Raw genomic sequence first — 25,274 nt, forward strand, 5'->3', positions numbered from 1 at the left:
ACCTGCTCAGCGGGAGCGGCCGCCGCCGCGTCAGAGCGACTCGAGCACGTCGACCGCCCGCCGCACGCCCTGCTCCCGTCGCATGAGCCCGCCCACCTCGGCCGCCCTCCCGCGACGGGACAGGGCGTCGCCCATCGCCCGGGCGAGGGCGTCGACCGACATCCCGCGGCGCGGGACCGGCGCGGCGGCGACCCCCTGCCGGTGCAGCCGGGCGGCCCAGAACGGCTGGTCGGCGGTGACGGGCACCACGACGGCGGGCACGCCGGCCCGCGCGACGGCATGGGAGGTGCCGGCCCCTCCGTGGTGCAGCGCGAGCGCCGCGCCCGGCAGCACGGCGTCGAACGGCACGGACCGGACCGCCAGCACGTCCGGCCCGCCGCTCTCCGCGGGCAGCGCGAGCCCGCCCCATCCGGTGACGAGCAGCACGCGGAGGCCGTGGGAGCGGGCCGCGGCGACGATCGCGTGCCCCCGGGAGGCCGCGTCGCCCGTGCCCATGGACCCGAACGAGGCGACGAGGACGGGCCCGGCCCGGAGGAAGGCGTCGACGGCCGGGTCGAGGGACTCGGCGTGCGCCGCGTCGTACCAGGCCCCGGTCTGGTGCACCCGCTCCGGCCAGTCGTCGGGCCGCGGCAGCAGGGCGGGGCTCACGGCCATGAGGGTTGCGCGCGACGGCGAGCGCACCGCAGGACGACGACCGCCCGGCAGCTCGGCCGCGGCGCGCGCCACGTCGGCGTCGAACAGGCGCGCGGCTGCCCGCGGCACGGCGTAGGTGGACCGGTTGCGCGCGCCGAGGTCGCGGGTGGCCGTGGGCCCCCCGGCGGCGGGGAAGCGCGCGCTGGGCGTGGCGACCGGCGCGAGCTCGGCCAGCACGCGGGGCACGCCGAGGGCGTCCGCCACCATCGGCGCGCTGAGGACCAGGGGGTGGTGCACCACCACGTCCGGGTCGAAGGCGAGCGTCTCCCGCACGGCGACGGCGAGCATCCGCCGCATCGCCGGCCGCACCTCCGCGCGCACGTGGCGCAGGAGGGCCCAGGGAGCGCGACCGGCCGGGGAGAGCATCCGCCGCGCGTCCAGGCCGATCCCGACGGCGTCGACCCCCGCGGGTACGACCGCGTCGTCGGGCAGCGCCAGCCGCACCTCGTGACCGCGGGCCGCGGCGTGTCGCGCCAGGGCGACGAAGGGCTCCACGTCGCCGCGGGTGCCGGCGGTGAGCAGCATCAGGCGCATCCGCCCAGTCTGCGCCCGGAAGCCGTAAGACCGGCGACCCAGCGGGCGGCGTACGGTCGATGACGTGACGGACGGCAGCGAGCGGATGTCGCGCACCGCGCCGGCGGGGATCGCCACGGCCGTGCGCCGCCTCGTGCTCATCTCCCGCCCGGTGCTGTGGATCAACACCATCGGGTCCGGCTTCGTGGCGGTGTGGCTCACGGGCGCGCTGTTCGACCTGCGGGCCCTGCCGGTCATCCTGTGGCTCACCCTCCCGTTCAACCTCCTCATCTACGGCGTCAACGACGTCTACGACCAGGAGACGGACGCGGCGAACCCCCGCAAGGGCTCCCTCGAGGGCGCCCGGATCCGGTCGTCCGAGGTCCGGCTCATCGCCTGGGCGGTCGCCGTGCTCAACGTGCCGTTCCTCATCTGCTTCCTGCTGGTGCTCCCCCCGCTCGCGAACGCGGCGATCCTGCTCTACGCGGGCGTGTTCGTCTTCTACTCGGCGCCCCCGCTGCGCTTCAAGGCGCGGCCGTTCCTCGACTCGCTGAGCAACGCGGCGTACGCGCTGCCGCTCGTCTTCGTGCCGGCGGCCCTCGGCGTGGCGCCGGTCTGGCCCGCGGCGCTGGGCCTCATGGCCTGGAGCGTGGCCAAGCACGCCTTCGACGCGGTGCAGGACATCGTGGAGGACCGCGACGCCGGCATCACCACCACCGCGGTGCGGCTCGGTCCGCGCGGGACGGCGCTCTGGAGCGGGGCCTGGTGGATCGTCGCGACCGCGCTGTTCGCCGTCGTGAGCGTGCCCGTGGCGGCCGTCAACGCGCTGATCGCCGGCTGCCTCGTGGTGCGCCTGCTGCGCGACCCGACGCCGGAGACCGGCCATCGGCTCTACCGCCTGTCGGTCGCGTTCCCGTACATCGCGGGGTCGGTCGCCGGGGTGCTGCTCATGGTCGCGATCGTGCTGGTGGGCTACCCGTGAGCCGCATCGTCGTGGTCGGAGGCGGGATGGGCGGGCTCACCGCCTCCGCCCTGCTGGCGCACGCGGGCCACCGCGTCACCCTGCTCGAGGCCTCCGCGGAGCTCGGCGGCAAGAGCCGCCGCATCCTGCTGGGCGGGGACCGCGTCGACACCGGGCCGTCGCTGGTGACGTTCCCGGCGGTGTGGGACGAGCTCCTGCGGCGGCTCGGCGACGGCGGACGCGCGTCCGACCGGGCCCGCGAGGACGGCCGGCTCGACCTGGTGCGGATGCCGGAGGTCGGCCGCTACTACTTCGACGGCGAGGAGACCTCCCTGCCGGTGGCGCCCGACCACCCCTGGTACCCCGCCTGGCGTCGGTTCTCCGACCTGCACGCGCCCCTCGCCGACGACGTGACGGAGCTGCTGCTCGCCGACCCCCTCGACCGGGCCGCCCTGCCGGCGCTGCGCCGGCTGCTGGCCGTCTACGGCTCCCGCCTCACCACGCGCGCCTATCTCGACAGCCTGCCGTGGCTCCCCGACGGGCTGCGCGAGGTCATCGCGATCCACACCCTCAACGCGGGCGTCTCGCCCTCCCGCACGCCCGCCCTCTACGCGAGCATGCCGGCGATCATGGCGGAGACGGGCGCGTGGGTGCCGCGCGGCGGGGTCTACGAGATCGTGCTGGCGCTCGGCCGGCTGGCCGCGGCGGCCGGCGTCGAGGTGCGGACCGGCGAGGCGGTCACCCGGATCGAGCGCGGATCCGTCACCACGGCCGTGGGGCGCTACCCGGCCGACCTCGTCGTGAGCGCCCTGGACGCCGACCGCCTGGCCGCGCTGACCGGGCCGTCGCGGCTCCCGACGCTGCCCCGCCTGCGCCCCCGCGCCCTCTCCTGCTCCGCCGTGGCGGTGTACGGCGCGCTGCGGGAGGAGCTGCCCGCGCATCTCGCCTCGCACAGCGTCGTGCTGCCGACGCGGCCCGCCGCCCTGCACCGCAGCCTCGAGGCGGGCGACGAGCCGGCGGACACGATGGTGTTCGTCAACCAGTACCGCGCGGGTGAGGTCTACCCGAACGCGCGCAGCACCGTCGGGATCCTGCTCACCGCGCCCGCCGACGGCGGCCGCTACACGGCCGAGCATCCCTTCGTGCGCCGCGAGGTCGAGCGCGTCTCGGCGGCGATGGGGCTCCACGGGCCCCTCACCGACCTCCTCGACGAGCAGGAGGTGCTCGATCCGGCGTACTACGCGGGAGGCGGCGAACCGCACGGCGCGCTGTACGGCGCGGCGCGCCCCCCGTGGCTCAGCGGCCCGTTCCACCGCCCCTCGTACAACGACCCCTGGCGCCCCTGGCTCTGGCGGGTCGGCGCCTCGGTGCACCCCGGCGGCGGCATCCCGGCGGTCGTGGGCGGTGCCATGATCGCGGTGACCCGGCTGCTCCGGTCGACCCCGGCCTGACGCGGGAGCTCGAACCGCTCGGCGCGCTCGAGGAGGTCCGTCCCCCGGCACCGCCACCGGCACCGCCGCGCGACCCGCCCTCGTCCGGGCCGGCGGCCGCCTAGCCCGCGGTCACGCGGACCGACGAGCCGTCGAGCACGAACTCGAGCGCCGTGCCCTCGGTGAACGCCTCGAGGAGGTCGGCGGGCATGTCGTCGTCGACCGTGAGCACGGCCCGTGCCGGGAACGAGCCGGCCTCGCAGCCGCCGACCGGGGATCCGGTGCGGGCGGGTCGCGGGGCGACCACGGCCACGCAGCGGGAGTCGTCCTCGGGGTTGACGAGGCCGATGACGGTGAGGCCCCGGAAGTCGCCCACGCCGGTCGCCGCGTCCTGGTACCAGTCGTCCCAGCGGGAGGGCACCGCGCGGTCGGGGTCGAGGGCGACGACCCCGACCTCGCGCCCGCCGACGGCGAGACCCGAGGAGAGCGCGACGGTCGCGCCGATCGCGACCACGACGGACGCGGCCCACAGCACCGCGGTGCGGCGGCGCATCCGGGGTCGGGCGCCGGGCAGGGCGTCACGGGCGGCGTCGTCGTGGGCGTCGTCGTCGCGGCCGTCGCGGGCGCGCTCCTCGTCGGCGGCGCGCACCTTGGCGGCGTGCCGCCCGGAGGGGACGCGCGGTGCGGTGCCGGGACGGATCGCGTCCGGCGCGGTCGTCCGCGACGCCGCGGCGCCCTGCCCCGCCTCGAGCTCCCGCAGGCGGTCGAGCTCCGCGTCGTCGAGGTCGGCGGCCGGCCCGTAGGCGCGGCGGCGCAGCTCGCGGAGCTCGCGGAGCTCGCCGTCCCGCGCCTGGTCCATGCCGTCGATCCTGTCACCGTCGCGCGTCGGCGACCGCGCCCCCGTCGGGATCCGACGCTGGCCGGCTCCCCCGCCCCGGCCTACGCTCGGCGCATGCCCACCGAGACGGACCTGCGACTGCCGGACGGCCGCACGCTGCACTGCTACGACACGGGAGCCGGCGACGACGCCGACCTGGTCGTCGCCTACCACCACGGCACGCCGAACGTCGGCCCGCCGCCCGAGCCGCTCGTCGACGCGCCGGAGGGCCGCGGCATCCGGTGGATCTCCTACGACCGGCCCGGGTACGGCGGCTCCACGCGGAACCCCGGCCGCACCGTCGCGACCACGGCGGCCGACGACCTGGCCGTCGCGGACGCGCTCGGGATCGACCGGTTCGCGGTGCTCGGCCACTCGAGCGGCGGCGTGCTCGCGCTCGCGGCGGCGGCCTCGCTCGGCGCGCGCGTGCTCGGCGCGGTCTGCGGGGCGGCGCTCGCCCCCGTCGAGGCCGAGGGGCTCGACTGGTTCGCCGGCATGCACGCGGGCGGCGAGCGGGAGCTGCGCGCCGCGCACGCCGGCCGGGAGGAGCTGGAGGCCGCGCTCGCCGCCTCCGAGTTCGACCCGGCGATGTTCACCGACGGCGACCTGCGCGCGCTCCAGACGGACTGGGCGTGGCTGGACGGCGTCGCGGCCCGCGGCTTCGACGCGGGACCCGGCGGCATGGTCGACGACGACCTCGCGCTCGTCGCCGACTGGGGCGTCGACCTCGCGGACGTCACCGCGCCGGTCATCCTGCTGCACGGCGACGCCGACCGGATCGCGCCGGTCGCCCACGCGCGCTGGCTCGCGGACCGGGTGCCCGGCGCGGGGCTCGTCGTGCGGCCGGGCGACGGCCACATCTCGGTGCTGCACGGCGCCGCCGACGCGCTCGCGCGGCTGCGCGAGCGGATCGCCGCGGCCGGCTAGCCCGGAGACGGCACTCGCCGACCCGGACGGATCCGGATCGGCGAGGGCGGTGCGGCGTCGGGCGCCGCGGTCGTGCCGGGTCAGTGCCCGCGCGACGCCCGTCGCGGCAGGGCGAACACGAGCGCGAAGGCGACGACCGCGAAGATCGCGCTGACGCCCATGGCCGAGGCGGACGCGTCGGTGAAGGCCTGCGGCACCATCTGCGGTCCGCGGATCCCGGCCCCGGCGACGCCCGCGAACAGCACGCTGCCGATGACGGCGATGCCGACCGCGGAGCCGACGCGCTGCACGGTGCCGATCACGCCGGAGGCCGCGCCCGCCTCGGCGGGGTCGACGGTCGCGACGATGAACTGCGCGTTCGGGGCGATGAACAGGCCGTTGCCGACGCCCGCGAGCAGCAGCGGGACGAGGAGCATCCAGCTGGTGAGGTCGGCGGCGGCCGTGTTCAGGAGCACGAGCCACAGCCAGATGAGCCCGACGCTCACGAGCGCCGTCCCGATCACGAGCACGTTCCGCCCGAGGCGGTTCGTGAGGCGGTTGCTCTGCGAGGAGCCGACGATGCTGCCGATCGCGAACGGGATGGAGACGAGGCCCGAGGCGAGGGCGGTGTTGCCGAGACCCGACTGCCAGAGGATCGAGATGGTGAAGAAGATGCTCGTGAAGGCCGCGAAGTAGACCATCGCGAGGATCACGCCGCCCGTGAACGCGGGGTGCGTGAACAGGTGCGGCGGCACGAGGACGCTCTTCGCGCGCTTCGTCTGCGCGACCTCCCACACGCCGAAGAGGGCGAGGAGCACGACGCCGCCCGCGAGGGAGAGGTAGGTCCAGAGCGGCCAGCCCTGGTCCTGGCCGTCGATCAGCGGCACGAGCAGTGCCACCAGGCCGGCGCTCACGAGCAGGATGCCGACGATGTCGACGCCCGTGGCCGCGGGCTGGGCGGGGGTCGGAGCGCCCCCGGCCGGCGCGCCGGACCGCTGGCCGGCCTGGGCGCGCACGTCGCCCGCGACCTCCTCCGCCACGCGGCGGCTGGGGAGCAGGAAGACCGCGGCGACGACGGTGGCGAGGCCGACGGGCAGGTTCACGAAGAAGACCAGGCGCCAGCCCAACTCCTCCCCCGCCGCCTGGATGATGAGGCCGCCCACGATCGGGCCGAGCGCCGACGAGACGCCGATGACGGCGCCCATGATGGCGAACGCCTTGCCGCGCACCTGCGGCGGGAACAGCAGCTGGATGAACGCGGTCACCGCCGGCACGAACAGTCCCCCGGCGAGTCCCTGCACCACGCGGGAGATCACGAGCTGGAGGTCGTCCTGCGCCACGCCGCACGCGAGGCTCGCGAGCGTGAACAGCGCGATGCCGGTCACGAACACCCACTTGTGCCCGAAGCGGTCGCCGAGGCGTCCCGCGGGGATGAGCGCCAGGCCGAACGCGAGCGCGTAGCCGGAGATGATCCAGCTCAGCGTCGACTCGGAGGCGTCGAGGCTCGTGCGGATCGTGGGCAGCGCCACGTTCACGATGGTGGTGTCGAGCAGCGCGATGAACATGCCGGCGAGCAGCACGATGAGCGCCTGCCAGGCGCGACGCGATACGGCCGGGGCGGCGGGGCGTCCGGAGCCGGGCGCGGCGGACGGCTCGGCGCCGCCCGACGCCGGGCGGGCGGATGCGGTGGTGTCGGACATGGGGTCCTCTCATGCCGACGCGGGCGTCGGCGGTGGTGACGGTGCGGGCGGATCCGGCCGGCGAGCGCAGGGGCGGGCCACGAGGGCGCGGGACGGGTCGGGCGCCTCGGGGCGGGCGGACGGCACGCGGAGGAGGGATCCGCGACGGTGCGGGAGAGACGGCCGAGCGGATGCGCCCGGGCCGCCAGTCTGCCACCGGTTGACCCATGCGGCCTATCCCGGTGTCCCCCCTCAGCGTCCCGTCACGTGGCAGGCGGCCCCATCGCCGGATCGGCGGCCCGCGCGCTGGGTGGGAGCAGCGCCCCACTATCGCGCTGGCTATGGCGCTCGACGCGGATCCGGCCTAAGGTCCGACCAGTCCCGAGTTGTTACCCGATGCTGGGGACGTCGTGCCACGACACCGGAGCGCAACAGCCGGGGACGTGGTCGCGAACACAGCAGCCGACGGACCCGAGCCGACGGATGTGAGCTGGGCCCGGTAGGCGATCGCGAGCACGCCGGGCTCGGACTCGGTGGCCTGTCCCGCAACGCCTCACGTGAACGTGCCTGATCACTGCCGCACGACGATCGAGAAGACGTCCATGCCCGACGCACCGCATCCCCCGAGACCGCGCTTCCTCCGCCGGGAGGACATCGAGCTCCTCGTCGCCGTCGCGTGGAACGAGGAGGGCGGCCGTCGCGGCCTGCGCCCGCTGGCATGGCGGATCGGCGACGCGGACTTCGTGCACTTCATCGGCTCGGCCGACGCGTACACGCACGACAGCCGGCAGGAGATCATCGAGGACTGGATCGCCGAGCTCGGCCTGGCCGACTCGATCGACCCCCTCGAGCCGCCCCTCGACCGGCGCGGGGCCGACATGGTCTGGACCGGGAGCATCGGCGCCATCGGGATGCAGTTCCGCTACCCCGCACCCGATCCCGCGACGGGCTGACGCGCTGCCGCCGGCCCCGTTCCGTCATCCGACGGATGCGGCGCGCCGGACCGCGTCGATACCGTGGACGGATGAGCGCCGCATCCGCCCCCGACAGCGTCGACCGCTTCTGGGTCCGCCCGCGCCCGGACCGCGCCGGCCTCCGCTTCGACCTGCTGCTCGCCCTCGTGATGCTCGTGTGCACCACGGGGAGCTGCATGCTCTACTACGCGATCGGCATGTACCCGTCGCGGCCGCCGCTGTGGGTCATCGGGGCGTGGATCCTGCTCATGACCGGCTCGCTCGCCTTCCGCCGCCTGCAGCCCGAGATCGTGACGCTGGTGGTCGGCGCGACCTTCATCGTCGGCGCGTACCAGTTCGTGCCCGAGGTGCTCTTCTCCAACATCGCGATGTTCATCGCCATGTACTCGCTCGGCGCCTGGGGGCGGAACCGCCTCCGGGCGAACGTCGTGCGCGGCATCGTCGTGGTCGGGATGTTCGCGTGGCTCTTCGCGGCGCTGCTGCAGACGTCCGGGTACTTCTCGCTCGCGGGGTCGAGCTTCGAGTCCGCGCCCGACGACGCGTGGGTGCCCGCGCCGGTCGCGGCCGGGCTGGTCTCGATCGTCACGAACCTCCTCTACTTCGGCGGCGCCTGGTACTTCGGCGACCGGGCGTGGGCCTCCGCGCGCGACCGGTGCGCGCTCGAGACGCGCACCGAGGAGCTGGCCCGCGAGCGGGAGCGCGTCGCCGAGCAGGCCGTCACGCTCGAGCGGGTGCGCATCGCCCGCGAGCTGCACGACGTGGTCGCGCACCACGTCTCCGTGATGGGCGTGCACGCGGGCGCCGCGCGACGCGTGCTCGCGCGCGACGCCGACAAGGCCGCCGCGTCGCTCGGCATCGTCGAGGACAACGCGCGCAGCGCCATCGAGGAGCTGCACCGGATGCTCGTCGCGCTCCGGCAGGAGGAGGACGGCACGGGATCATCCGGGGACGGCGGCGCGGGCGGCGACGCGAGCCGCACCGCCTCCACGCGCGGCGTCGACCAGCTGCACGAGCTCGTCGCGGACGCGTGCGGCGCCGGCCTGCAGGTCGCCTGCGACACCATCGGCACCCCGCGGCCGCTCGCCCCGACCGTCGACCTCATCGTCTACCGGGTCGCGCAGGAGTCGCTCACGAACGTGCGGAAGCACGCGGGTACGGGGGCGCGCGTGGACCTGCGCCTGCGGTACCTCGCCGACCGCGTGGAGGTGGAGGTGAGCGACGCGGGGCCCGCGGGCGCCGCGACGTCCAGCGCCGCCGCGCCGGCCCGGAAGGGCCCGGGCGGGCTGGGGCAGCGCGGCATGCGGGAGCGCGTGGCCGCGGTGGGCGGATCCATCGAGATCGGCCCGAAGGCCCGCGGCGGCTACCTCGTGCGCGCCAGCCTGCCGACGCGGCCCGCATCCGCGGCGGCGAGCCCCGCACCCGCATCCGCACCCGCACCCGCACCCGTCCCCGTCCCCGAGGAGAGCCGCGCATGACCGCCGACCCGATCGCGCCCGCCCCCGTCCGCGTCCTGCTCGTCGACGACCAGGCGCTCGTGCGCGCGGGCTTCCGCGTGATCCTCGAGAGCGAGGACGGCATCGAGGTGGTCGGCGAGGCGGCCGACGGCGAGGAGGGCGTGCGCCGCGCCGCGGAGCTCCGTCCGGACGTCATCTGCATGGACGTGCAGATGCCCCGCGTCGACGGCCTCGAGGCCACGCGCCGCATCGTGCAGGACCCGGCGATCACCGCCGGGGTCCTCATGCTCACCACCTTCGACCGCGAGGACTACCTCTTCACCGCGCTCGACGCGGGCGCGAGCGGGTTCGTGCTGAAGAGCGCGTCGCCGGAGTCGCTCGTGGAGGCGGTGCACGTCATCGCGCGCGGCGACGCACTGCTGTCCCCCGACGTCACGCGCCGGGTCATCGAGCGGTTCGCCCGCGGATCCGCGGCGCCCCACGAGGACGCCGCCCCCGTCGCCGCGCCCACGATCCCCACCGACCCGCGCGTGGCGACCCTCACGGACCGCGAGCTGGAGGTGCTCCGACTGCTCGCGGAGGGCCTCGCCAACGCGGAGATCGCCGAGCGGCTGTACCTCGGGGAAGCCACCGTGAAGACGCACGTCTCGCGCCTCCTGCTCAAGCTCGGCGTGCGCGACCGCGTGCAGGCCGTCGTGTTCGCCTACGAGCGCGGCATCGTGGTGCCGGGCGCGAGCTGATGGACGCCTCCGCCGTCATCATCGCCGCGGTCATCGTCGTGATCCTCGGCCTCGGTGTACTGCCCCTCCGCGGGCGCGGCGCGCGCTCCGGCTCCGGTTCCCCCGGGTCGACCGGCCGGTCCCGACGTCCCGCGACCGCCGACGGCGGCGGGTCCGACGGAGGAGGCGGGTCCGACTGACCCGCCGGCCCGACGGACGGGCAGGCCGGCAGGCCGTGAGCGGCCTCAGCGGGCCGCGATGTCCCCGCGCTCCTCGCGGCGGCGGCGCAGCGCCGACTCGTCCTTGCCGACGATCGCCAGCAGCACGATCGCGAGGACGACGCACACGAGGATGAGGACGAAGGTGACGTCCCAGCCGAACGCGTGCACGGAGGCGCCGATGCCCGTGGAGGCGAGCGTCGCGCCGAGCACGTAGCCGAACAGGCCCGTGAACCCGGCCGCGGTGCCGGCGACCTTGCGGGGGCTGAGGTCCAGCGCCTGCAGGCCGATGAGCATGACCGGGCCGTAGATCAGGCCGCCGATGAGGACGAGGGCGGCGAGCGAGATCCAGAGCGGGCCGTCGACGGGCGAGAGCCAGTAGATGGCGACGGCCACGCCGACCGCGGCCATGAACAGGATCCCCGTGGGCGAGCGCCGTCCGCGGAACACCTTGTCGCTGATGTACCCGCAGAGGAGCGTGCCGGGGATGCCCGCGAGCTCGAACAGCGAGAACCCGGCGATGCCCTCGCCGAGGCTGGCGCCTCGCACGTCGGCCAGGTAGATCGGCGCCCAGACGAGCACGCCGTAGCGGAGCGTGTAGACGAAGACGTTGGCGAGCGCGAGGTTCACCATGGTGCGGTTGCCGATGACGTACCGGCGGATGGTCGACCAGGTCGACGCGCCCTCGTCGGCTGCGTCGGTCTCGACGGGCGCCGGGTCGTGGCGGTGCTCCTCGATGGGCGGCAGGCCCTCCGACTCGGGGGTGTCGCGGAGGAGCACGAAGGCGATCAGCGCGATGACGATGCAGACGAGCGCCGGGAACCAGAACGCGCTCTGCCAGGTGCCGAAGGTCGCGATCGCGAGGCCCGCGAGGCCGCCCGCGCCGGCGCCGCCGACGTTGTGGGCGACGTTCCAGATGGCGGTCTTCCCGCCGCGCTCCGAGGTGGAGAACCAGTGCACGAGGGTGCGGCCGGACGGCGGCCAGCCCATCCCCTGGAAGAAGCCGTTCACGATCATGACGACGGCGAACAGCGCCACGGAGGCGCCGACGGCCGGCACGAACGCCACCACCAGGTTCGCGAGCGCCGACAGGAGCAGGCCGATGGGCAGGAACCAGCGGGCGCTGCTGCGGTCGCTGACGATGGCGCTCAGGAACTTGCTGAAGCCGTACGCGAGCAGCACGCCGTTGGTGAGGATCCCGAGGCCGAGGGCGCTGAAGCCGTTCTCGTCGCGGAGGATCGTGGCCACCAGGGGCACGTTGTTGCGGATGAGGTAGTAGGCCGCGTAGCCGATGAAGATGCCCATGAACACCTGCAGCCGGAGCCGCGGGTAGCGCCGCGCGACGGTGGCGTCGTCCAGCCGCGGTGCGGGCGGCGGGGCCGCCATGAAGGAGAGGAGACCGCGCCGCATGGCGTCCCCGTCGGTGCGCGTGCGCTCGCTCGTGCTCATGCTGTGCCTCCTGTGGGTCACCTCGGCGTGACGGAGGACCACTCAACTCCCTTCCCAGACGATCGACTAGGGGGAGGGTGGATCCGGCGCGCCGGTCCCGCTCAGAAGCCGCCGCGCTGCGACATCGGGGAGAGCACCAGCTCGTCGATCCGCACGTGCGGCGGCGACGCGAGAACGAACAGGGCGGCGCGCGCCACGTCGTCGGGCGTGAGCATCGCGGCGCGCTCGGCGGCGTCCGGCACGGTGGGGCGCAGCGCCAGGAAGTCGCTGTCGATGGTGCCCGGGCAGAGGTGCGTGGCGCGGATCCCCGCGCCCGCCTCCTGCGCGTTGAGGTCGCGCACGAGCGTCGAGAGCGCCGTCTTCGAGGCGCTGTAGGCCACCCCGGCACCCGGCGAGTGGGTCCACGCGGCGTACGAGGAGACGAGCACGACCGTGCCGCCGGCGACGCGCAGGAGCGGCAGCGCGGTGGCGACCTGGTGCGCGGGTCCGGTGAGGTTGGTCGCGACGATGCGGTCGAAGTCGGCGAGGTCCTGCTCGGCCCACGACCGGCGCGGGGCGTTGAGGCCGGCCGCCACGACGACCCCGTCGAGCCGGTCGAGGCCCGCGACCACGGCGGCGAGCGCGGCGTCGTCGGTGACGTCGAGCGGGGCGACGACCGCGGTGGACCCGAGGTCGTCCACGAGCGCGCGCGTCTCCTCGAGCGGTTCGAGGCGGCGGCCCGAGAGCACGAGGTGCCAGCCGTCGCGGGCCGCGGCGACGGCGGTGGCGCGTCCGACGCCGGATCCCGCGCCGCTCACCCACAGGGTCCGCGGGCCTCCCGCCAGCTCCCCCGGCGCGCCGAGGTCGTGGTCGTCGTGCTGGTCGTTCATCCGTGCTCCGGACATGGCGGTCTCCCCTACGTTGAGGGAAACGCTATTAGGACTGTGGGGAACACGCATGCTCATCGACCTCCACGACAGGGTCGTCGTCGTCTCCGGTGCCGCGCAGGGCATCGGCCGCGCGCTCGCGGAGCGCTTCCTGGCCGAGGGGTGCCGGGTCTTCGGGCTCGACCTCCGCTTCGGGGGCGAGCTCCCCGACGGGATCACGGGGATCGTCGCCGACGTCACCGACCCGGCGTCCGTGCAGGCGGCGGTCGCCGAGGTGCTCGCGGCCGCGGGCCGCATCGACGTGCTCGTCAACAACGCGGGCATCAACGTCGAGGGCCGGGTCGAGACGTTGGAGCCCGCGCGCTGGCAGGCCGCGTTCGACGTCAACGTGGGCGGCGTGTTCCTGCTGTCCCAGGCCGTCATCCCCGCCATGAAGGCGGCGGGAGGCGGGCGCATCATCAACGCGGCGTCGTTCGCGGCCGTCGTCCCGAGCGTCGGCGCGGCCGCGTACGGCGCGTCGAAGGCGGCCGTCGTGCAGTTCACGCGCGTGCTCGCGAGCGAGCTGGGGCCGTGGGGCATCACCGTCAACGCGTACGCGCCGGGAATGATCCCGACGGCCATGAACGGGTTCGCCGAGATGCCGGAGCCCGCGCAGGACCGCCTGCTCGACACCCTCAGCATCCGCCGGTGGGAGCGGCCCGACGACGTGGCCGACCTGCTGGTGTTCCTCGCGAGCGACCGGGCCGGCTACATCACCGGCACCCTCGTGGACGTGAGCGGCGGCAAGCTCGCCACGCAGATGCCGCAGCGCGCCTACGAGGGCGAGGGCGCTCCCGTACGCGGGCCGCGCGACGGCGCCGCGACCGGCGCGTCCGACGCGGCGGCCGCGGGCGGCGACCGATGAGCGTCACCGTGTGGGAGGCGCAGCCGCTCGACACCGTGCGCTCCGAGCACGCCGAGGCGCCGTTCTGGGATGAGGCGCGCGGCACCCTGCTCTGGGCGGACCAGTACGTCGGGATCCTGCGCGAGGCCGCGTTCGATCCCGTGTCCCTCACGGTGGGTCCGGTCACGGAGACGCAGGTCGGCGGCCCCCTCGGCGCGGTCGTCCGGCACGCGGACGGCGGCCACGTGCTCGCCGCGCGCGACGGCTTCGTCCGCCTCACGGCGGACGGCGAGCTGATCCCGATGGCGGACGTCCTCCCGGACGACGGCATCCGCCGCCGCATGAACGACGGCGAGGTGGATCCGCGCGGCCGCCTCTGGGCCGGGTCCATGGCCTTCGACAAGACGCCCGGCGCGGGCGCGCTGTACCTGCTCGACCGGGGCGTCGCGACGACCGTCCTCGAGGGCGTCACCATCTCGAACGGCACGGCCTTCTCGGCCGACGGGTCGGAGATGCTCTACATCGACACCACCACCCAGCAGGTGCGCCGCTTCCGCGTGACCGACGAGGGCGGCCTCGCGGATCCCGAGCTGGTGGTCGAGATCGACCCCGCCGACGGCCACCCGGACGGCATGTGCGTCGACCACGAGGGCTTCCTCTGGGTCGCGCTCTGGGGCGGCGGCGAGGTGCGCCGCTACTCCCCGACCGGCGAGCACGTCGGCTCGGTGCGCGTGGACGCACCCCAGGTCTCCAGCTGCGCGTTCGTCGGGCCCGATCGCGACGTGCTCGTGATCACGACCTCCCAGGAGGGCTACTCGGCGGAGGACTCGGCGCGCAACCCGCGCGCGGGGATGCTGTTCGCGGTGCGGCCGGGCGTCACGGGCCCGGGCGCCGCCGCCTACGCGTAGGCGGTCGCCGAGGCGGAGTCGACGAACGCGGCGCCGCGTCCGGCCTGACGGGCGGCCGCGCGCACGAGCGCGGTCGAGGCGAGGACCACGGCCAGCCCGACGACGCTCGCGGCCGCGACCTCGCCCAGGGACGAGTGCGCGAGCACCAGGCCGGTGACGAGGGCGGCGCACTGAACGACCCAGAGCCCCACGACCCAGCCGCGTCCGGCGCCCGGCCCCTGCGGGACCCGTGCCAGGCGCCGCCGTGCGACGACGAGGGCGGACACGCGCACGGCGGCCGACAGCGCCAGGAGGGTGAGCCCGGCGAGCGCGAGCGGCCCGCTGCCCCGGTCCGTGGCGAGCAGCGCGAACAGGACGAGACCCGCGGCGGCGGTGCCGTCGGCGACGGCCTGGACGACAGTGAGGATCCGCATGGTCCGACCCTATTAGGAGGCGACGCGGCGGCCGCCGTCGCCCGCCTCCGCGGCGAGCCGCTGGGCGCGCTGGTACGAGATGGAGAAGGCAGCGGCCGCGGCCCCCAGCGCGTAACCCTGCTCGCGCAGCCGGTGCACGGCCTCGCGCCGGAGCAGCGCCGCGCGCCGCATCGCCTCCCGGGCCTCGACCTCCGCGCGAGCGCCCTCTTCCCACAGGCGACGCACCTCGGCGGGCACCTCCACCTCGACCTGCACCTGGAGGGCCCCGGGATCGACGTCCAGCCACGCGGCGGCGAGGTCACGGGCCTCGGAGGCCAGGCTCGAGGCGGAGACCGCCGCGCCGACGGCGGTCACGGTCGTCCCGTCCGGCCCCGGCTGCGTGAGCTCCGGGATGGTGATGGTCCACCACCTGCCGCCCTCGCGGTGGGCGCGAGCGCGCAGCACGCGCCGGGGGGGGTCTCGTCCATGTCGGTCGTCCCACTCTCTCGGGGTGTCGGGGAGGATCGCCCGGAGCTGCCGGATGGTCCCGGGGGAGACCTCGCCGCCGTGCTGGCTGACGGGGAAGGTCAGGTTCGAGTCCGCGGGCCCCCGCATCTCGTGGCTGCCCCGCTGCCGCTCCAGGATCCAGCCCCTGCTCCGCAGGAACCGCGCGACTTCCCGATGCTCCCGCGGGGACGTCACGAAGATGGACCAGGGTGGGCTGGCAGCGATAGGCACGGGCCCCTTGTGCTCGCCGCGGCACGGAGATGGACGGATCGGCCGACGGCATCCCGGGAGGAGGGAGCCGAGCCGCCCCTCCCCCACGGGGTTCCCCCGGACGGCGGACTCGCCCAGCGCCCCTCCCCTCCTAGCGTGAGCAGCACGGATCACCCACGCCCACCGAGGAGGCCCTCCGTGCTCGAAGTCCACAACGTCACACGATCGTTCGGGGACCGCCGCGTCCTCGACGACGTGTCCTTCACCGTGAAGCCGGGGAGGCTCACCGGCTTCGTCGGCGGCAACGGCGCCGGCAAGACCACCACCATGCGGATCATGCTCGGCGTGCTCACCGCCGACTCCGGCACCGTGTCGCTGAACGGCCGCGACCTCGGCACCACGAGCCGCCGCACCTTCGGCTACATGCCCGAGGAGCGCGGGCTCTACCCGAAGATGAAGCTGCAGGAGCAGATCGTCTACCTCGGCCGCCTGCACGGCATGAGCGCCGCCGACGCGACCGCCAGCACCGAGCGCCTGCTCGAGCGGCTGAGCCTCGGCGAGCGCCGGGACGACGCGATCGAGTCGCTCTCCCTCGGCAACCAGCAGCGCGCGCAGATCGCGGCGAGCCTCGTGCACGACCCCGAGGTGCTGGTGCTCGACGAGCCGTTCTCCGGCCTCGACCCGATCGCCGTCGAGACGGTCCTCGGGGTCCTCACCGAGCGGGCCGCGCAGGGCGTGCCCGTGCTCTTCAGCTCGCACCAGCTCGACATCGTGGAGCGCCTCTGCGACGACGTGGTCGTCATCGCCGAGGGCCGGATCCGCGCGTCGGGCGACCGCGAGGAGCTGCGCGACCAGCACAGCCGCCCCCTCACGGAGCTCGTCATCGACGGCGACGGCGGCTGGGTGCGCGACGTGCCCGGCGTCGAGGTCGTCGAGTTCGACGGCGGCTACGTGCTCTTCGAGGCCGACGAGGACGCTCGCCAGCGGGTGCTCGCCGAGGCCGTGTCCCGCGGATCCGTCACGGGCTTCTCCCGCCGGCGTCCGACCCTCAGCGAGATCTTCCAGGAGGTGGTGCAGTGAGCACCGCACGCACGACCGGCCGGAGCGCCGTCCCGTCCTTCGCCCAGTCCACGATGCTCGTGACGGGCCGCGAGGTGCGCATGCGCCTGCGCAGCAAGTCGTTCCTCATCAGCACCGCGATCCTGCTCCTCGGGATCCTCGTCTCCATCGTCGTCAGCGGCTTCCTCGTCGCGAACGCCGGCGGGGACGAGGACCGGACGCGCGTCGCGGTGGTCGGCACCGCCCAGCAGGCCGTGTCCGCCGCGCCGTCGCTCGAGGGCGTGCCCGCCGACAGCGTCGAGGACGCGCGGGGGATGGTGCGCGACGGCGACGTGGAGGCCGCGGTCGTCCCCGACGACCAGGCCGCCGACGACGCGGGCGTGCTCGTGATCGGCGACGAGTCCGCCCCCGACGGCGTCGTCAGCGCCCTCACCGAGACCCCGCGCGTCGAGCTCCTCGACGAGCCGACCACCAACCCCGCCATCGCGTACCTGGTGGCCATCGCGTTCGGGCTCGTGTTCTTCATCTCGGCGCTCACGTTCGGGCAGATCATCGCCCAGAGCGTCGTGGAGGAGAAGCAGACCCGCGTGGTGGAGCTGCTCATGTCGACCATCCCCGTGCGGGCGCTGCTCGCGGGCAAGGTGCTCGGCAACAGCATCCTCGCGTTCACGCAGATCGCGCTCATCGCCCTGATGACCGGCGTCGGCCTCCTCGTGACCGACCAGACGGCGCTCCTCGCGCTCGTCGGCCCGGCCGTGCTGTGGTTCGTCGTGTTCTTCCTGTTCGGGTTCGTGCTGCTCGCGTCGCTGTTCGCGGCCGCCGCGTCGCTCGTGTCCCGCCAGGAGGACGTGGGCGCCGTCACGGCCCCCGTCACCTACCTCGTGATGATCCCGTACTTCGCGGTCATCTTCTTCAACGACAACCCCGTGGTGATGACGGTCATGTCGTACGTGCCGTTCTCCGCACCCGTGGGCATGCCGATGCGCCTGTTCCTCGGCGAGGCGCAGTGGTGGGAGCCGATCCTGTCGCTCGTCGTCCTCATCGCCACGACCCTCGTGGTGGTCGCCCTCGGGTCCCGCATCTACAGCAACTCGCTGCTCCGCACCGGATCGCGCGTGAAGCTGAAGGAGGCGCTGAAGGGATGATCGAGGCGCTGCAGGACTTCACGGCCGGCCTCCCCGAGGTGCTCCGGTGGTTCGGGGTCATGGTGACCGCGATGATCCCGTTCCTCGAGGTCGAGCTCGCGGCGGTGCTGGGCGTGCTCAGCGGCCAGCACGTCGTGGTCGCGGTGCTCGCGGCCGTGGTCGGGAACGCCGCCGTGGTCGCGCTCATCGTGCTGGTCGCCTCGCGGACCCGCACCCGCCTCACCCGCGACAGCGCGAAGGAGGAGACGCCCCGCCGCGCGAAGGTGCGGCGCACCTTCGACCGCTACGGGGTGCCGGGCGTCAGCCTCCTCGGGCCGATCCTGCTGCCGACGCACTTCACGTCGGCCGCCATGGTCTCCTTCGGCGCCCACCCCCGCGCGGTGCTCCTGTGGGAGACGATCGCGATCGTCGTGTGGGGCGTCGCGTTCGGCGCCCTCGCGGCGCTGGGGCTCGCGGCGGTCTGACCCGCGGCTCCGCGCGGCTCCCGCGCACCCCTCGCCGACGCTCCCCGTCGACCGGCCGCATCCGCTCCCCCGCGGATGCGGCCGGTCCGCGTCCTGCGACCGTTTGGGCCCGGACCCGGATTCCTCCCATACTGGAAACGCTGTCGCGCGTTCCCCCGACAGGACCGCGGCGACGACGAGAGGCAGGACGATGGCCGTTCGACCGTCGACGACCCGCCCCCGGCGGGGCACGGCCGACCCCGTCCCGCTCATCGCCGGGTACGCGCTCCTCGCCGTCAGCCTCGTCCTCGCCGTGTGCGCGGCGCTGCTCGCGAGCGTGCCCGTGACGTTCGGCCCGGTCGCCCTGCCGATCGTGCAGGAGGGCGCCTGGTGGATCCCGCTGCTGGGCTACGTCGCGACCCCGCTCCTGCTCGTCGTCGCCTACGGCCTCGACGTCGTCGGCCAGCGGCGCCGGCTGCGCGACGACCGCAACTTCGCGCCCCGGCCCGACTACACGACCCAGCTGCGCCTGCTCATCGCGGGCGGCCTCGTGCTCGGGATCTGGCACACCGTCAACCTCAGCGTGACGCTCTCGGCGTGGTGGGGGCTCTCGTGATCCGCCGCCTCGCCGCCGGCGCCCTCGCCGCGGCGCTCGCGCTGGGCGGCCTCGCCGCCGGCGCCGCCGCCTCCGCCACGGAGACGGCCGGGGCGATGGCGCGGGGGACCGCCGCCGCCACCGCGGCAGTGCAGGCCACCGCCGGCGGGAGCGCGACCGGGCTCTCCGACACCGGCCGCGGCGCCATCGACGACCTCCGCACGTGCCTCGCCTCCTCGGACGTCCTCAACGTCTACTACCTGGTCGACAACTCGGGCTCGCTCAGCTCCGGCGGCGCCACCGGGCGCGGCTCCGACCCGGACGTCGCCCGCGCCGACATCCTCGGCGGCAGCCTCGCCGAGCTGGGGGCGCTCGGCGACGACCTCACGGTCAACTGGGGCGCCGCGTTCTTCAGCTCCGCCTTCCAGCCGGCCGTCGACTGGACCGCGTACGACGACCAGAGCCCCGACCGGCTCCGCGAGACCATCCGCGACAAGCGGCCCACGGGCGACACCGACTGGCTGGCGGCGCTGCAGGGCGTGCAGTCGCAGCTGCAGGACCAGCCGAGCGCCGGATCCGCGTGCCAGCTGGTGCTGTGGATGACGGACGGCCGGATCGACCTCGGGAACGCGTCCGCCACCGCCGACGCCGTGAACGCGCTCTGCGGACGGCCCATCTCCTCGGGCGCCGCACCCCAGGGCTACGGCCTCCTCGCCGCGCTCCGCCAGTCGGGCGTCGTCGTGATCGGCACCCTCCTCGCCGACGGGGCCGCGCGGGACCAGGCCGCGGTGATGTACCCGCTCGTGGAGGGATCCGGTCCGTACCAGGGGTCGACCGTGGCGTGCGGCCCGCCCGAGGCGCCCGAGGGCGCCGTGCGCGGCGCCGTCGTCGACGCCTCCGACCCGGACGCGCTCGCCGCCGTGTTCCTCCAGCTCGGCAGCCGCATCGCGGGCGGCTACCCGCAGCCGCTCGCCAGCGACGGCTCCTTCTGGATCGACGCGGGCGTCTCCCGCGTGCAGATCGTCGTGGCCGACGACGGCTGGTCCCTCGAGGCCCCGGCCGGCTCCGGCCTCGGCACCGTCACCGAGGCGGACCTCCCCGCCGGGGTGACCGTGCGGCAGTCGTCGGGCGCCCGCCTGGTGGAGGTCGACGCCTCAGATCCCGCCCTCGCCGGCCAGTGGCGGCTGACCGCCGACGGCGTCGAGGACGTCTACTTCTTCAGCGACCTGCGCATCGTCTTCGACGACGCCAACGAGGTGACCCGGAGCGCCGACGGCTCGCTCGAGGCCACGCTCTCCGCCCGCGTGGAGCGCGCCGACGGCCGCCCGGCGGACCTCCGCGCCTTCGAGACGGCCGCGTTCTCGGGCAGCTACACGGTCGACGGCGTGACCGCGCCCCTCGCCGGCGCCGCGATCGACGCGGCGTCCGGCGCCGTCACGCTGCCGCTGCCCGCCGACGTGGGCGCGTCGGAGCTCCTCGTCACCGCGTCGCTGGATCCGCTCGTCACCTCGCCGCACGCGGTCCAGCTGGCCCCGGTCACGACCCAGCAGCGCATCCGCACGGTCCTGCCCGGGCAGTTCCCGAGCGCGGCCGGATCGCTGCGGCTCACCGACCTCGAGGGCGCCGACGGCCTCGCCACGGGCGAGCTCACGCTCACGGGACCGACCGAGGGCGGCGACGGCACCGTGTGCCTCACGGGACAGCCCGCCATCACGAGCGACAACGCCGACCGCGCCGGCACGTTCGCCTGGACGGTCACCGCCGCCGACGGCACCGCGCTCTCCGCGGACGACTGCGTGACGGTGCCGCAGGGCGGCAGCACGGTGCTGTCCGTCACCGCCGCGAACCCCACCCCCGCCGACGCGGACGTCTCCGCGACCCTCCCGCTGTCCGTGGCCTCGGGCGCGGGCGACGCCGTGCCGCAGGACGTGCCGGTGGGGTTCCGCTCGACCTTCCCCGTGAACGTGGGCGCGGTGGTCGGCCTGACGCTCGGCCTCATCCTGCTGGGCGCGCTGATCCCGCTCGTCGCGCTGTGGGTGCTCAACCTCGTCACGACGCGCATCGCCATGCGCGGCTCGTTCCAGCGCGCGGTCGTGCCGGTGCGCATCTCCGAGGCGGGCGTGACCGTGGAGGAGGCGCCCGACCGCGTGGCCGAGCGGTTCCGGAACATCCGGGAGGCCGAGGCGCGCAGCCTCGACGACGCCGAGCTCGGCGGGCTGAAGGCGGTCGTGCCGCTCTGGCCGCTGCGGGCTCCGACCTTCCGCGTGGGCCCCCCGCCCGGCCGCATCGTCCTGGCGGGTCGCACCGGATCCGGGTCCGCCCGCACCGGCGACCGTCGCGCCGACGGCTCCCTCCGCTTCGCGTCCCTCCCCCTCGACGCCTTCTGGGCCATCACGGCGACGGAGTCGGCGATCGACGCGTCCCGACCCGGCGAGCCCGTCGCCGGCACCGCCGTGCTCTACCACCGCTACGTCACGACCGAGGACGCCGGGCAGTACGCGACCCGCATCGCGGACCTCGAGCGGGACGCCGCCCCGACCGCGCACGAGACGATCACCGCCCTGCGCGCGCGTCGGGCGGAGCGCCGCGCGGCCGCCGTCCGGACCCCGCGCGGCGGGGACGGCGCGGGGACGACGGCCGGCGCCCGCGGATCCGCCCCGCGGGACGGCGCGCGGCCGACGCCGCCGCCCGCTCCCGGCTCCGCTCCCGCTCCCGCTCCCGGCGCGACCGGGTCGGGCCCGTCCGCCCCGCCCCCGCCGCCCCGCCGCGGCCCCGCATCCGGACCCACCGCGCCGCCGCCGGGACGCACCCCGCCGCCGCCCGGCGGAGGCACCCCGCCGCCGCCCGGCCGGGGCTCCGGGAGCCGTCCCCCCGGCACCCCTCCGCCGCCACCCCCGCCGCGCTCCCGCTGACCCGCCCGTCCTCCCGCGACCCCCGCCGCGCACCCCCGCACCGCACCACCGACGAAAGCGACACCTCATGCTCAAGCCGTTCCTCCTCATCGGCGTCGGCGGCTCCGGCGGCAAGACGCTCCGCGGCATCAAGTACCAGCTGGAGCTGAAGCTGCAGCAGCTCGGCTGGAAGGACGGGATCCCCGCCGCCTGGCAGTTCCTGCACTTCGACACCCCCACGGTCCAGGACGGCACCGAGTTCCCCGCGCCGTTCCTCCCGCGCCAGGACTACCGCGGGCTCGTCAGCACCGCGGCGACGTACGAGATCATCCACGGCACCATCACGAACGCGCACTCCACGAACCGGGAGCTCGCCGCCGACATCGGCCGCCAGCTGCCCGACCCGCGGTTCGTGCGGGTGGACGTGACCAAGGGCGCCGGCCAGTACCGCGCGGTCGGCCGGGCGGTGGCGCTCGCCGCGACGAAGGACATCGCGGCCGCGGCGCGCACCGCCATCAACCGCCTCAACGACGCGACGGCCCTCGCCGAGCTGCAGACCCTGGGCGCGCACCTCGGCGCGCGCGACGACGGCGGCGACACGAGCCCCACGGTCATCGCCATCTCGTCCATCGCGGGCGGATCCGGTGCCGGCCAGTTCCTCGACGTCATCGAGGTCGTGAAGTCCACCGTGAAGCAGTACCAGTGGGCGAACGAGTTCTTCAGCATCCTCTACGCGCCCGACGTGTTCGACCAGCTCGGCGTCACGGCCGGCATGCCCGGCAACGCGCTCGCGGCCATCGCGGAGACGATGAACGGCTACTGGACCGACACCCCCTCGCCCGCCACCATCGAGCTCCTCCGCACCCAGGGCGTCGCGCCCTCCTACGGGTCGGCGATGGACCGGGTCGGCGCCGCGTACCCCTTCATCGTGGGGCGCAGCAACAGCAAGGTGACGTTCGAGGACCAGACCGCCGTCTACAACGCGGTCGCGACGAGCCTCACCGCGTGGATCACCGACGAGCGCGTGCAGGCCGACATGGTGCAGTACTCCTCCGGCAACTGGCAGGCCCGCTCCGCCGCGAACGTGCTGCCCGACACCACGGGCCTGCGCTCCCCCTCCGGCCGGAACTCCCCGCCGTTCTCCTCCATCGGCTTCGGCCGCGTCACGCTCGGCCGCGAGCGGTTCCTCGAGTACGCCGCCGAGCGCCTGGCCCGCTCCGCGGTCGACCGCATGCTCACCGCCCACATCGAGGACGACCCGATGCTCGAGCGCATGACCGAGCGCGAGCACGTGGAGCGCACGGCCGACAGCGAGTACCAGCGGTTCCTGCGGGACCTCCGCCTCAACGAGGAGACGGAGGCGCACAACGACGTCACCGACGCCCTCCGGGACCGCGCCGAGCTCGACGCGCTGCTGGGCGAGCTGTACCGTCGGGCCGACGAGCAGCTGAACGACCCCGCCTCCCTCGACCGCGCGGGCGGCGCCGACCTCACCACCTGGACCGACCGCCTGATGAGCGCGTACGGCACGCTCAGCCCGCGCCTGCTCCAGCGCGACAGCGACGCCCGCCAGCACCGGCTCGACGAGTGGATCCGGACCATGCCGGCCCACATCCTCACGACCGTGAGCGAGCACGTCGCGGGCCAGGGCCTCCCGGTCGCCGTCGCGATGCTCGGCCGCCTCGAGCGCGCGCTGCAGAGCACCATCGGCGGGCTCGAGGCCGAGTCGCGGCAGAACCGCGAGTGGACCGAGGGCCTCCGCAGCTACGTGGCGGACGACCTGCGGACCTCCATCAACCAGCAGTCGATCCGCCCCGACAGCGACGCGTTCCGCCAGGCGCTGTCCCGGCTGCAGCAGGGCCTGGAGTGGGAGACCGAGGCGCGCCTGCGCCACTCCGCCGCCGGGCTCCTGACCGAGCTCCGCGACACGCTGCTCGTGCCGCTCGCCGCGCACCTGCAGGGCTCCCTCATCGCGCTCCGGCAGCGGGTCAGCGCCCGGAAGACCGCGGACGACCGGGAGAACGACTACGAGTTCTGGCCCACGCGGGTCGACGCCACCGTGCCCCGGAAGTACTACCCGGCGCCCAACGAGCGCCTGCTGCTCGACGCCGGCGACTACCCGGCCGAGTTCGAGCGGCTCGTCCTCGCCTCCGTGGACGGGCGGGCGAAGTACCAGGACGCGGTGCTCGAGGTGATCCGCACCATGCTCGTCGGCACGCGCCTCGGCGAGGAGGACCGGGGCGACGCCCTGCCGTGGTCCCTCATCGAGAACCCCCGCGCCTGGAAGCCGAAGGTGACGGCCGAGGCCGACCTGTCGCGCGCCGCCCAGACCCCGCGCTTCGAGGTCGCCAGCGAGCCCGAGCGCTACGCCGCCCGCGCGCGCGAGTGGATGAAGCGCGACGGCACCCCGTTCAACGCCTACATCGGCGAGGACCTCCGCAGCTTCTTCGACGAGGACGCGCTCGCCCCCGACGTGTTCGCGGCCCGCCGCGAGCGCTTCCGGGAGCAGCTCCAGTCGGCGCTCGGCGCCGCCGAGCCGCTCGTGAAGCTGAACCCCGCCCTCCTCCGCACGGTCCACGACAAGGCCGTCAACGAGAGCACGAGCCTCGTCTTCAGCTCCATCCCCTTCCGCGAGGGCACGAAGATGCACGCCGTCACGAAGGGCGTCCTCGCGCAGATGGGCGTCTGGGACGACGCGACGAGCGACTCCTGGTTCAAGGACCAGCGCGTCGACTCGATCGAGGTGTTCGCGATGTCCGGCTTCCCCTACGAGCCCGTGGTGATGGACTCCGTCATGGAGCCCATCACGCGCGGCTGGCTCGAGCAGTCCAACCTCACGTCGAGCCGCGACGCGTTCTGGCAGTTCAAGCGCTCGCGCCTGCTCGGCGAGTCCATCCCCGCCGACCCGTCGGTCATCTCCGCGATGATCCGCGGCTGGTACGTCGCCAAGACCCTCGGCCGGCTGTCGGTGCACGACGACCGCGGCGAGAAGGGCCCGAAGCTCGGCGTCTGGGACCCGCGGAGCCGCACGGTCGCGCACTTCCCGTACCCGCTGCTCAGCGGCGAGGAGGAGGTGCCGCCGCTCGACTACCCGGGCGTGGTGCTCGAGTCGCTGTCGCTCGCGATGGCGCTCAGCAACAACGCCGGCACGCTGGAGCCCCTGCTCCCGTACCAGGTGCTCGCGGCCCTCGGCGGGGCGGGCGGCACGTCGCGCGCCCTCGGGGACTGGATCCGCCGCGGCGAGCTCGACGCGGGTGCCGACCAGCCGGCCGCCGCCCGGGCCGGCGACGCCGCGGGGACCCTCGAGTCGCGCCGGGACGCCGTGCAGCGCTACCTCAGCGCCGAGCTCGACGGCTTCGAGCGCAAGGTCGTCCACCAGGCCGACCTCGTCTCCGTGTACTCGTACCCCGTGACGTGGGAGATGCGGGACCGGTTCGTCGAGGAGCTGCGCTCGCTCATCTCCTCCACGTCCTCCACCGTCCCCGAGGACAGCGGGGTCTGA

Annotated in this window: 22 protein-coding genes and 1 pseudogene; 15 read left to right on the forward strand and 8 right to left on the reverse strand. The window is 74.9% G+C overall.

Annotated features, from left to right (window positions below; all coding sequences use genetic code 11):
- Positions 1-30: 30 nt before the first annotated feature.
- A complete protein-coding gene (locus tag AC07VC_RS13290) occupies positions 31-1,227 on the reverse strand; it encodes a glycosyltransferase (protein WP_494674956.1) in 1,197 nt (398 codons plus the stop codon).
- Positions 1,228-1,291: 64 nt separating this feature from the next.
- Between AC07VC_RS13290 and AC07VC_RS13295 the strand changes: the two genes are divergently transcribed.
- Positions 1,292-2,188, forward strand: a complete 897-nt coding sequence (locus AC07VC_RS13295) for a UbiA family prenyltransferase (protein WP_494674955.1) — start codon at positions 1,292-1,294, stop codon at positions 2,186-2,188.
- Positions 2,185-3,618: a phytoene desaturase family protein gene (locus tag AC07VC_RS13300; protein ID WP_494674954.1), complete on the forward strand. Its 1,434-nt coding sequence runs from the start codon at positions 2,185-2,187 to the stop codon at positions 3,616-3,618. Before AC07VC_RS13295 ends, AC07VC_RS13300 begins: the two co-directional genes overlap by 4 nt.
- Positions 3,619-3,718: 100 nt before the next feature.
- Here AC07VC_RS13300 and AC07VC_RS13305 read toward each other — a convergent pair whose 3' ends face one another.
- A complete protein-coding gene (locus AC07VC_RS13305; RefSeq protein ID WP_494674953.1) occupies positions 3,719-4,456 on the reverse strand; it encodes a hypothetical protein in 738 nt (245 codons plus the stop codon).
- Between the two features lie 93 nt (positions 4,457-4,549).
- Between AC07VC_RS13305 and AC07VC_RS13310 the strand changes: the two genes are divergently transcribed.
- Entirely contained in the window at positions 4,550-5,401 is an 852-nt protein-coding gene (locus AC07VC_RS13310; protein ID WP_494674952.1) for an alpha/beta fold hydrolase, read from the forward strand.
- 80 nt (positions 5,402-5,481) lie between these two features.
- Here the strand turns inward: AC07VC_RS13310 and AC07VC_RS13315 are convergent, their stop codons facing one another.
- On the reverse strand, positions 5,482-7,080 hold the full coding sequence (locus tag AC07VC_RS13315; protein ID WP_494674951.1) for an MFS transporter: 1,599 nt from the start codon (positions 7,078-7,080) through the stop codon (positions 5,482-5,484).
- Between the two features lie 581 nt (positions 7,081-7,661).
- On the opposite strand from AC07VC_RS13315, the gene AC07VC_RS13320 reads away from it, so the two are divergent.
- The 4 genes from AC07VC_RS13320 to AC07VC_RS13335 all read left to right on the forward strand — a co-directional run bounded on the left by AC07VC_RS13320 (position 7,662) and on the right by AC07VC_RS13335 (position 10,406).
- Positions 7,662-8,012 (forward strand): hypothetical protein, encoded by a 351-nt coding sequence (locus AC07VC_RS13320; protein WP_494674950.1) that lies wholly within the window; start codon positions 7,662-7,664, stop codon positions 8,010-8,012.
- Positions 8,013-8,083: 71 nt separating this feature from the next.
- Positions 8,084-9,508 (forward strand): sensor histidine kinase, encoded by a 1,425-nt coding sequence (locus tag AC07VC_RS13325; RefSeq protein ID WP_494674949.1) that lies wholly within the window; start codon positions 8,084-8,086, stop codon positions 9,506-9,508.
- A complete protein-coding gene (locus AC07VC_RS13330; RefSeq protein ID WP_494674948.1) occupies positions 9,505-10,227 on the forward strand; it encodes a response regulator in 723 nt (240 codons plus the stop codon). The genes AC07VC_RS13325 and AC07VC_RS13330 overlap by 4 nt, the downstream gene beginning before the upstream one ends.
- Positions 10,227-10,406, forward strand: a complete 180-nt coding sequence (locus AC07VC_RS13335; protein ID WP_494674947.1) for a hypothetical protein — start codon at positions 10,227-10,229, stop codon at positions 10,404-10,406. The genes AC07VC_RS13330 and AC07VC_RS13335 overlap by 1 nt, the downstream gene beginning before the upstream one ends.
- A gap of 45 nt (positions 10,407-10,451) precedes the next feature.
- Here AC07VC_RS13335 and AC07VC_RS13340 read toward each other — a convergent pair whose 3' ends face one another.
- Complete coding sequence (locus AC07VC_RS13340; protein WP_317230908.1) at positions 10,452-11,873, reverse strand: MFS transporter; 1,422 nt, start codon at positions 11,871-11,873, stop codon at positions 10,452-10,454.
- Positions 11,874-11,974: 101 nt separating this feature from the next.
- Entirely contained in the window at positions 11,975-12,757 is a 783-nt protein-coding gene (locus AC07VC_RS13345; protein ID WP_494674946.1) for an SDR family oxidoreductase, read from the reverse strand.
- Positions 12,758-12,809: 52 nt separating this feature from the next.
- Here AC07VC_RS13345 and AC07VC_RS13350 point away from each other — a divergent pair, with 52 nt between their 5' ends.
- Together AC07VC_RS13350 and AC07VC_RS13355 are read left to right on the forward strand one after the other, a co-directional pair.
- Positions 12,810-13,643 (forward strand): SDR family NAD(P)-dependent oxidoreductase, encoded by an 834-nt coding sequence (locus tag AC07VC_RS13350; protein ID WP_494674945.1) that lies wholly within the window; start codon positions 12,810-12,812, stop codon positions 13,641-13,643.
- Positions 13,640-14,530: an SMP-30/gluconolactonase/LRE family protein gene (locus AC07VC_RS13355; protein ID WP_494674944.1), complete on the forward strand. Its 891-nt coding sequence runs from the start codon at positions 13,640-13,642 to the stop codon at positions 14,528-14,530. Before AC07VC_RS13350 ends, AC07VC_RS13355 begins: the two co-directional genes overlap by 4 nt.
- On the opposite strand, the gene AC07VC_RS13360 is transcribed toward AC07VC_RS13355, so the two are convergent.
- The 3 genes and pseudogenes from AC07VC_RS13360 to AC07VC_RS13370 all read right to left on the reverse strand — a co-directional run.
- Complete coding sequence (locus AC07VC_RS13360; RefSeq protein ID WP_494674943.1) at positions 14,521-14,943, reverse strand: hypothetical protein; 423 nt, start codon at positions 14,941-14,943, stop codon at positions 14,521-14,523. The genes AC07VC_RS13355 and AC07VC_RS13360 overlap by 10 nt on opposite strands.
- A gap of 12 nt (positions 14,944-14,955) precedes the next feature.
- Positions 14,956-15,387, reverse strand: a complete 432-nt coding sequence (locus AC07VC_RS13365; RefSeq protein WP_494676590.1) for an XRE family transcriptional regulator — start codon at positions 15,385-15,387, stop codon at positions 14,956-14,958.
- A 78-nt stretch (positions 15,388-15,465) separates the two neighbouring features.
- Positions 15,466-15,852: pseudogene (locus AC07VC_RS13370) on the reverse strand (type II toxin-antitoxin system HicA family toxin); the annotation flags it as partial.
- Here AC07VC_RS13370 and AC07VC_RS13375 point away from each other — a divergent pair.
- The 6 genes from AC07VC_RS13375 to AC07VC_RS13400 all read left to right on the forward strand — a co-directional run bounded on the left by AC07VC_RS13375 (position 15,838) and on the right by AC07VC_RS13400 (position 25,274).
- Positions 15,838-16,719, forward strand: a complete 882-nt coding sequence (locus AC07VC_RS13375) for an ABC transporter ATP-binding protein (RefSeq protein WP_317230859.1) — start codon at positions 15,838-15,840, stop codon at positions 16,717-16,719. The pseudogene AC07VC_RS13370 and the gene AC07VC_RS13375 overlap by 15 nt on opposite strands.
- A 53-nt stretch (positions 16,720-16,772) precedes the next feature.
- Positions 16,773-17,843: an ABC transporter permease gene (locus AC07VC_RS13380; RefSeq protein WP_094116879.1), complete on the forward strand. Its 1,071-nt coding sequence runs from the start codon at positions 16,773-16,775 to the stop codon at positions 17,841-17,843.
- Positions 17,840-18,307 carry a small multi-drug export protein gene (locus tag AC07VC_RS13385; RefSeq protein WP_494674942.1) on the forward strand — a complete coding sequence of 156 codons (468 nt, stop codon included), beginning with the start codon at positions 17,840-17,842 and terminating at the stop codon, positions 18,305-18,307. Before AC07VC_RS13380 ends, AC07VC_RS13385 begins: the two co-directional genes overlap by 4 nt.
- Positions 18,308-18,497: 190 nt before the next feature.
- Positions 18,498-18,902, forward strand: a complete 405-nt coding sequence (locus AC07VC_RS13390; RefSeq protein ID WP_494674941.1) for a hypothetical protein — start codon at positions 18,498-18,500, stop codon at positions 18,900-18,902.
- Positions 18,884-21,793 carry a vWA domain-containing protein gene (locus AC07VC_RS13395; RefSeq protein ID WP_494674940.1) on the forward strand — a complete coding sequence of 970 codons (2,910 nt, stop codon included), beginning with the start codon at positions 18,884-18,886 and terminating at the stop codon, positions 21,791-21,793. Before AC07VC_RS13390 ends, AC07VC_RS13395 begins: the two co-directional genes overlap by 19 nt.
- Before the next feature lie 67 nt (positions 21,794-21,860).
- Positions 21,861-25,274, forward strand: coding sequence for a tubulin-like doman-containing protein (locus tag AC07VC_RS13400; RefSeq protein WP_317230761.1), 3,414 nt, complete (start codon positions 21,861-21,863; stop codon positions 25,272-25,274).

The organism is Clavibacter sp. GW821-FHT01D01, assembly GCF_059422605.1.

Bases quoted from the DNA above. Each gene is read 5' to 3' on its own strand.
- AC07VC_RS13290 (WP_494674956.1), bottom strand. From the start codon at position 1,227: ATGCGCCTGATGCTGCTCACCGCCGGCACCCGCGGCGACGTGGAGCCC.
- AC07VC_RS13390 (WP_494674941.1), top strand. From the start codon at position 18,498: ATGGCCGTTCGACCGTCGACGACCCGCCCCCGGCGGGGCACGGCCGAC.
- AC07VC_RS13385 (WP_494674942.1), top strand. From the start codon at position 17,840: ATGATCGAGGCGCTGCAGGACTTCACGGCCGGCCTCCCCGAGGTGCTC.
- AC07VC_RS13345 (WP_494674946.1), bottom strand. From the start codon at position 12,757: ATGTCCGGAGCACGGATGAACGACCAGCACGACGACCACGACCTCGGC.
- AC07VC_RS13315 (WP_494674951.1), bottom strand. From the start codon at position 7,080: ATGTCCGACACCACCGCATCCGCCCGCCCGGCGTCGGGCGGCGCCGAG.
- AC07VC_RS13340 (WP_317230908.1), bottom strand. From the start codon at position 11,873: ATGAGCACGAGCGAGCGCACGCGCACCGACGGGGACGCCATGCGGCGC.
- AC07VC_RS13355 (WP_494674944.1), top strand. From the start codon at position 13,640: ATGAGCGTCACCGTGTGGGAGGCGCAGCCGCTCGACACCGTGCGCTCC.
- AC07VC_RS13360 (WP_494674943.1), bottom strand. From the start codon at position 14,943: ATGCGGATCCTCACTGTCGTCCAGGCCGTCGCCGACGGCACCGCCGCC.
- AC07VC_RS13380 (WP_094116879.1), top strand. From the start codon at position 16,773: ATGCTCGTGACGGGCCGCGAGGTGCGCATGCGCCTGCGCAGCAAGTCG.
- AC07VC_RS13305 (WP_494674953.1), bottom strand. From the start codon at position 4,456: ATGGACCAGGCGCGGGACGGCGAGCTCCGCGAGCTCCGCGAGCTGCGC.
- AC07VC_RS13320 (WP_494674950.1), top strand. From the start codon at position 7,662: ATGCCCGACGCACCGCATCCCCCGAGACCGCGCTTCCTCCGCCGGGAG.
- AC07VC_RS13335 (WP_494674947.1), top strand. From the start codon at position 10,227: ATGGACGCCTCCGCCGTCATCATCGCCGCGGTCATCGTCGTGATCCTC.
- AC07VC_RS13350 (WP_494674945.1), top strand. From the start codon at position 12,810: ATGCTCATCGACCTCCACGACAGGGTCGTCGTCGTCTCCGGTGCCGCG.
- AC07VC_RS13310 (WP_494674952.1), top strand. From the start codon at position 4,550: ATGCCCACCGAGACGGACCTGCGACTGCCGGACGGCCGCACGCTGCAC.
- AC07VC_RS13400 (WP_317230761.1), top strand. From the start codon at position 21,861: ATGCTCAAGCCGTTCCTCCTCATCGGCGTCGGCGGCTCCGGCGGCAAG.
- AC07VC_RS13325 (WP_494674949.1), top strand. From the start codon at position 8,084: ATGAGCGCCGCATCCGCCCCCGACAGCGTCGACCGCTTCTGGGTCCGC.
- AC07VC_RS13330 (WP_494674948.1), top strand. From the start codon at position 9,505: ATGACCGCCGACCCGATCGCGCCCGCCCCCGTCCGCGTCCTGCTCGTC.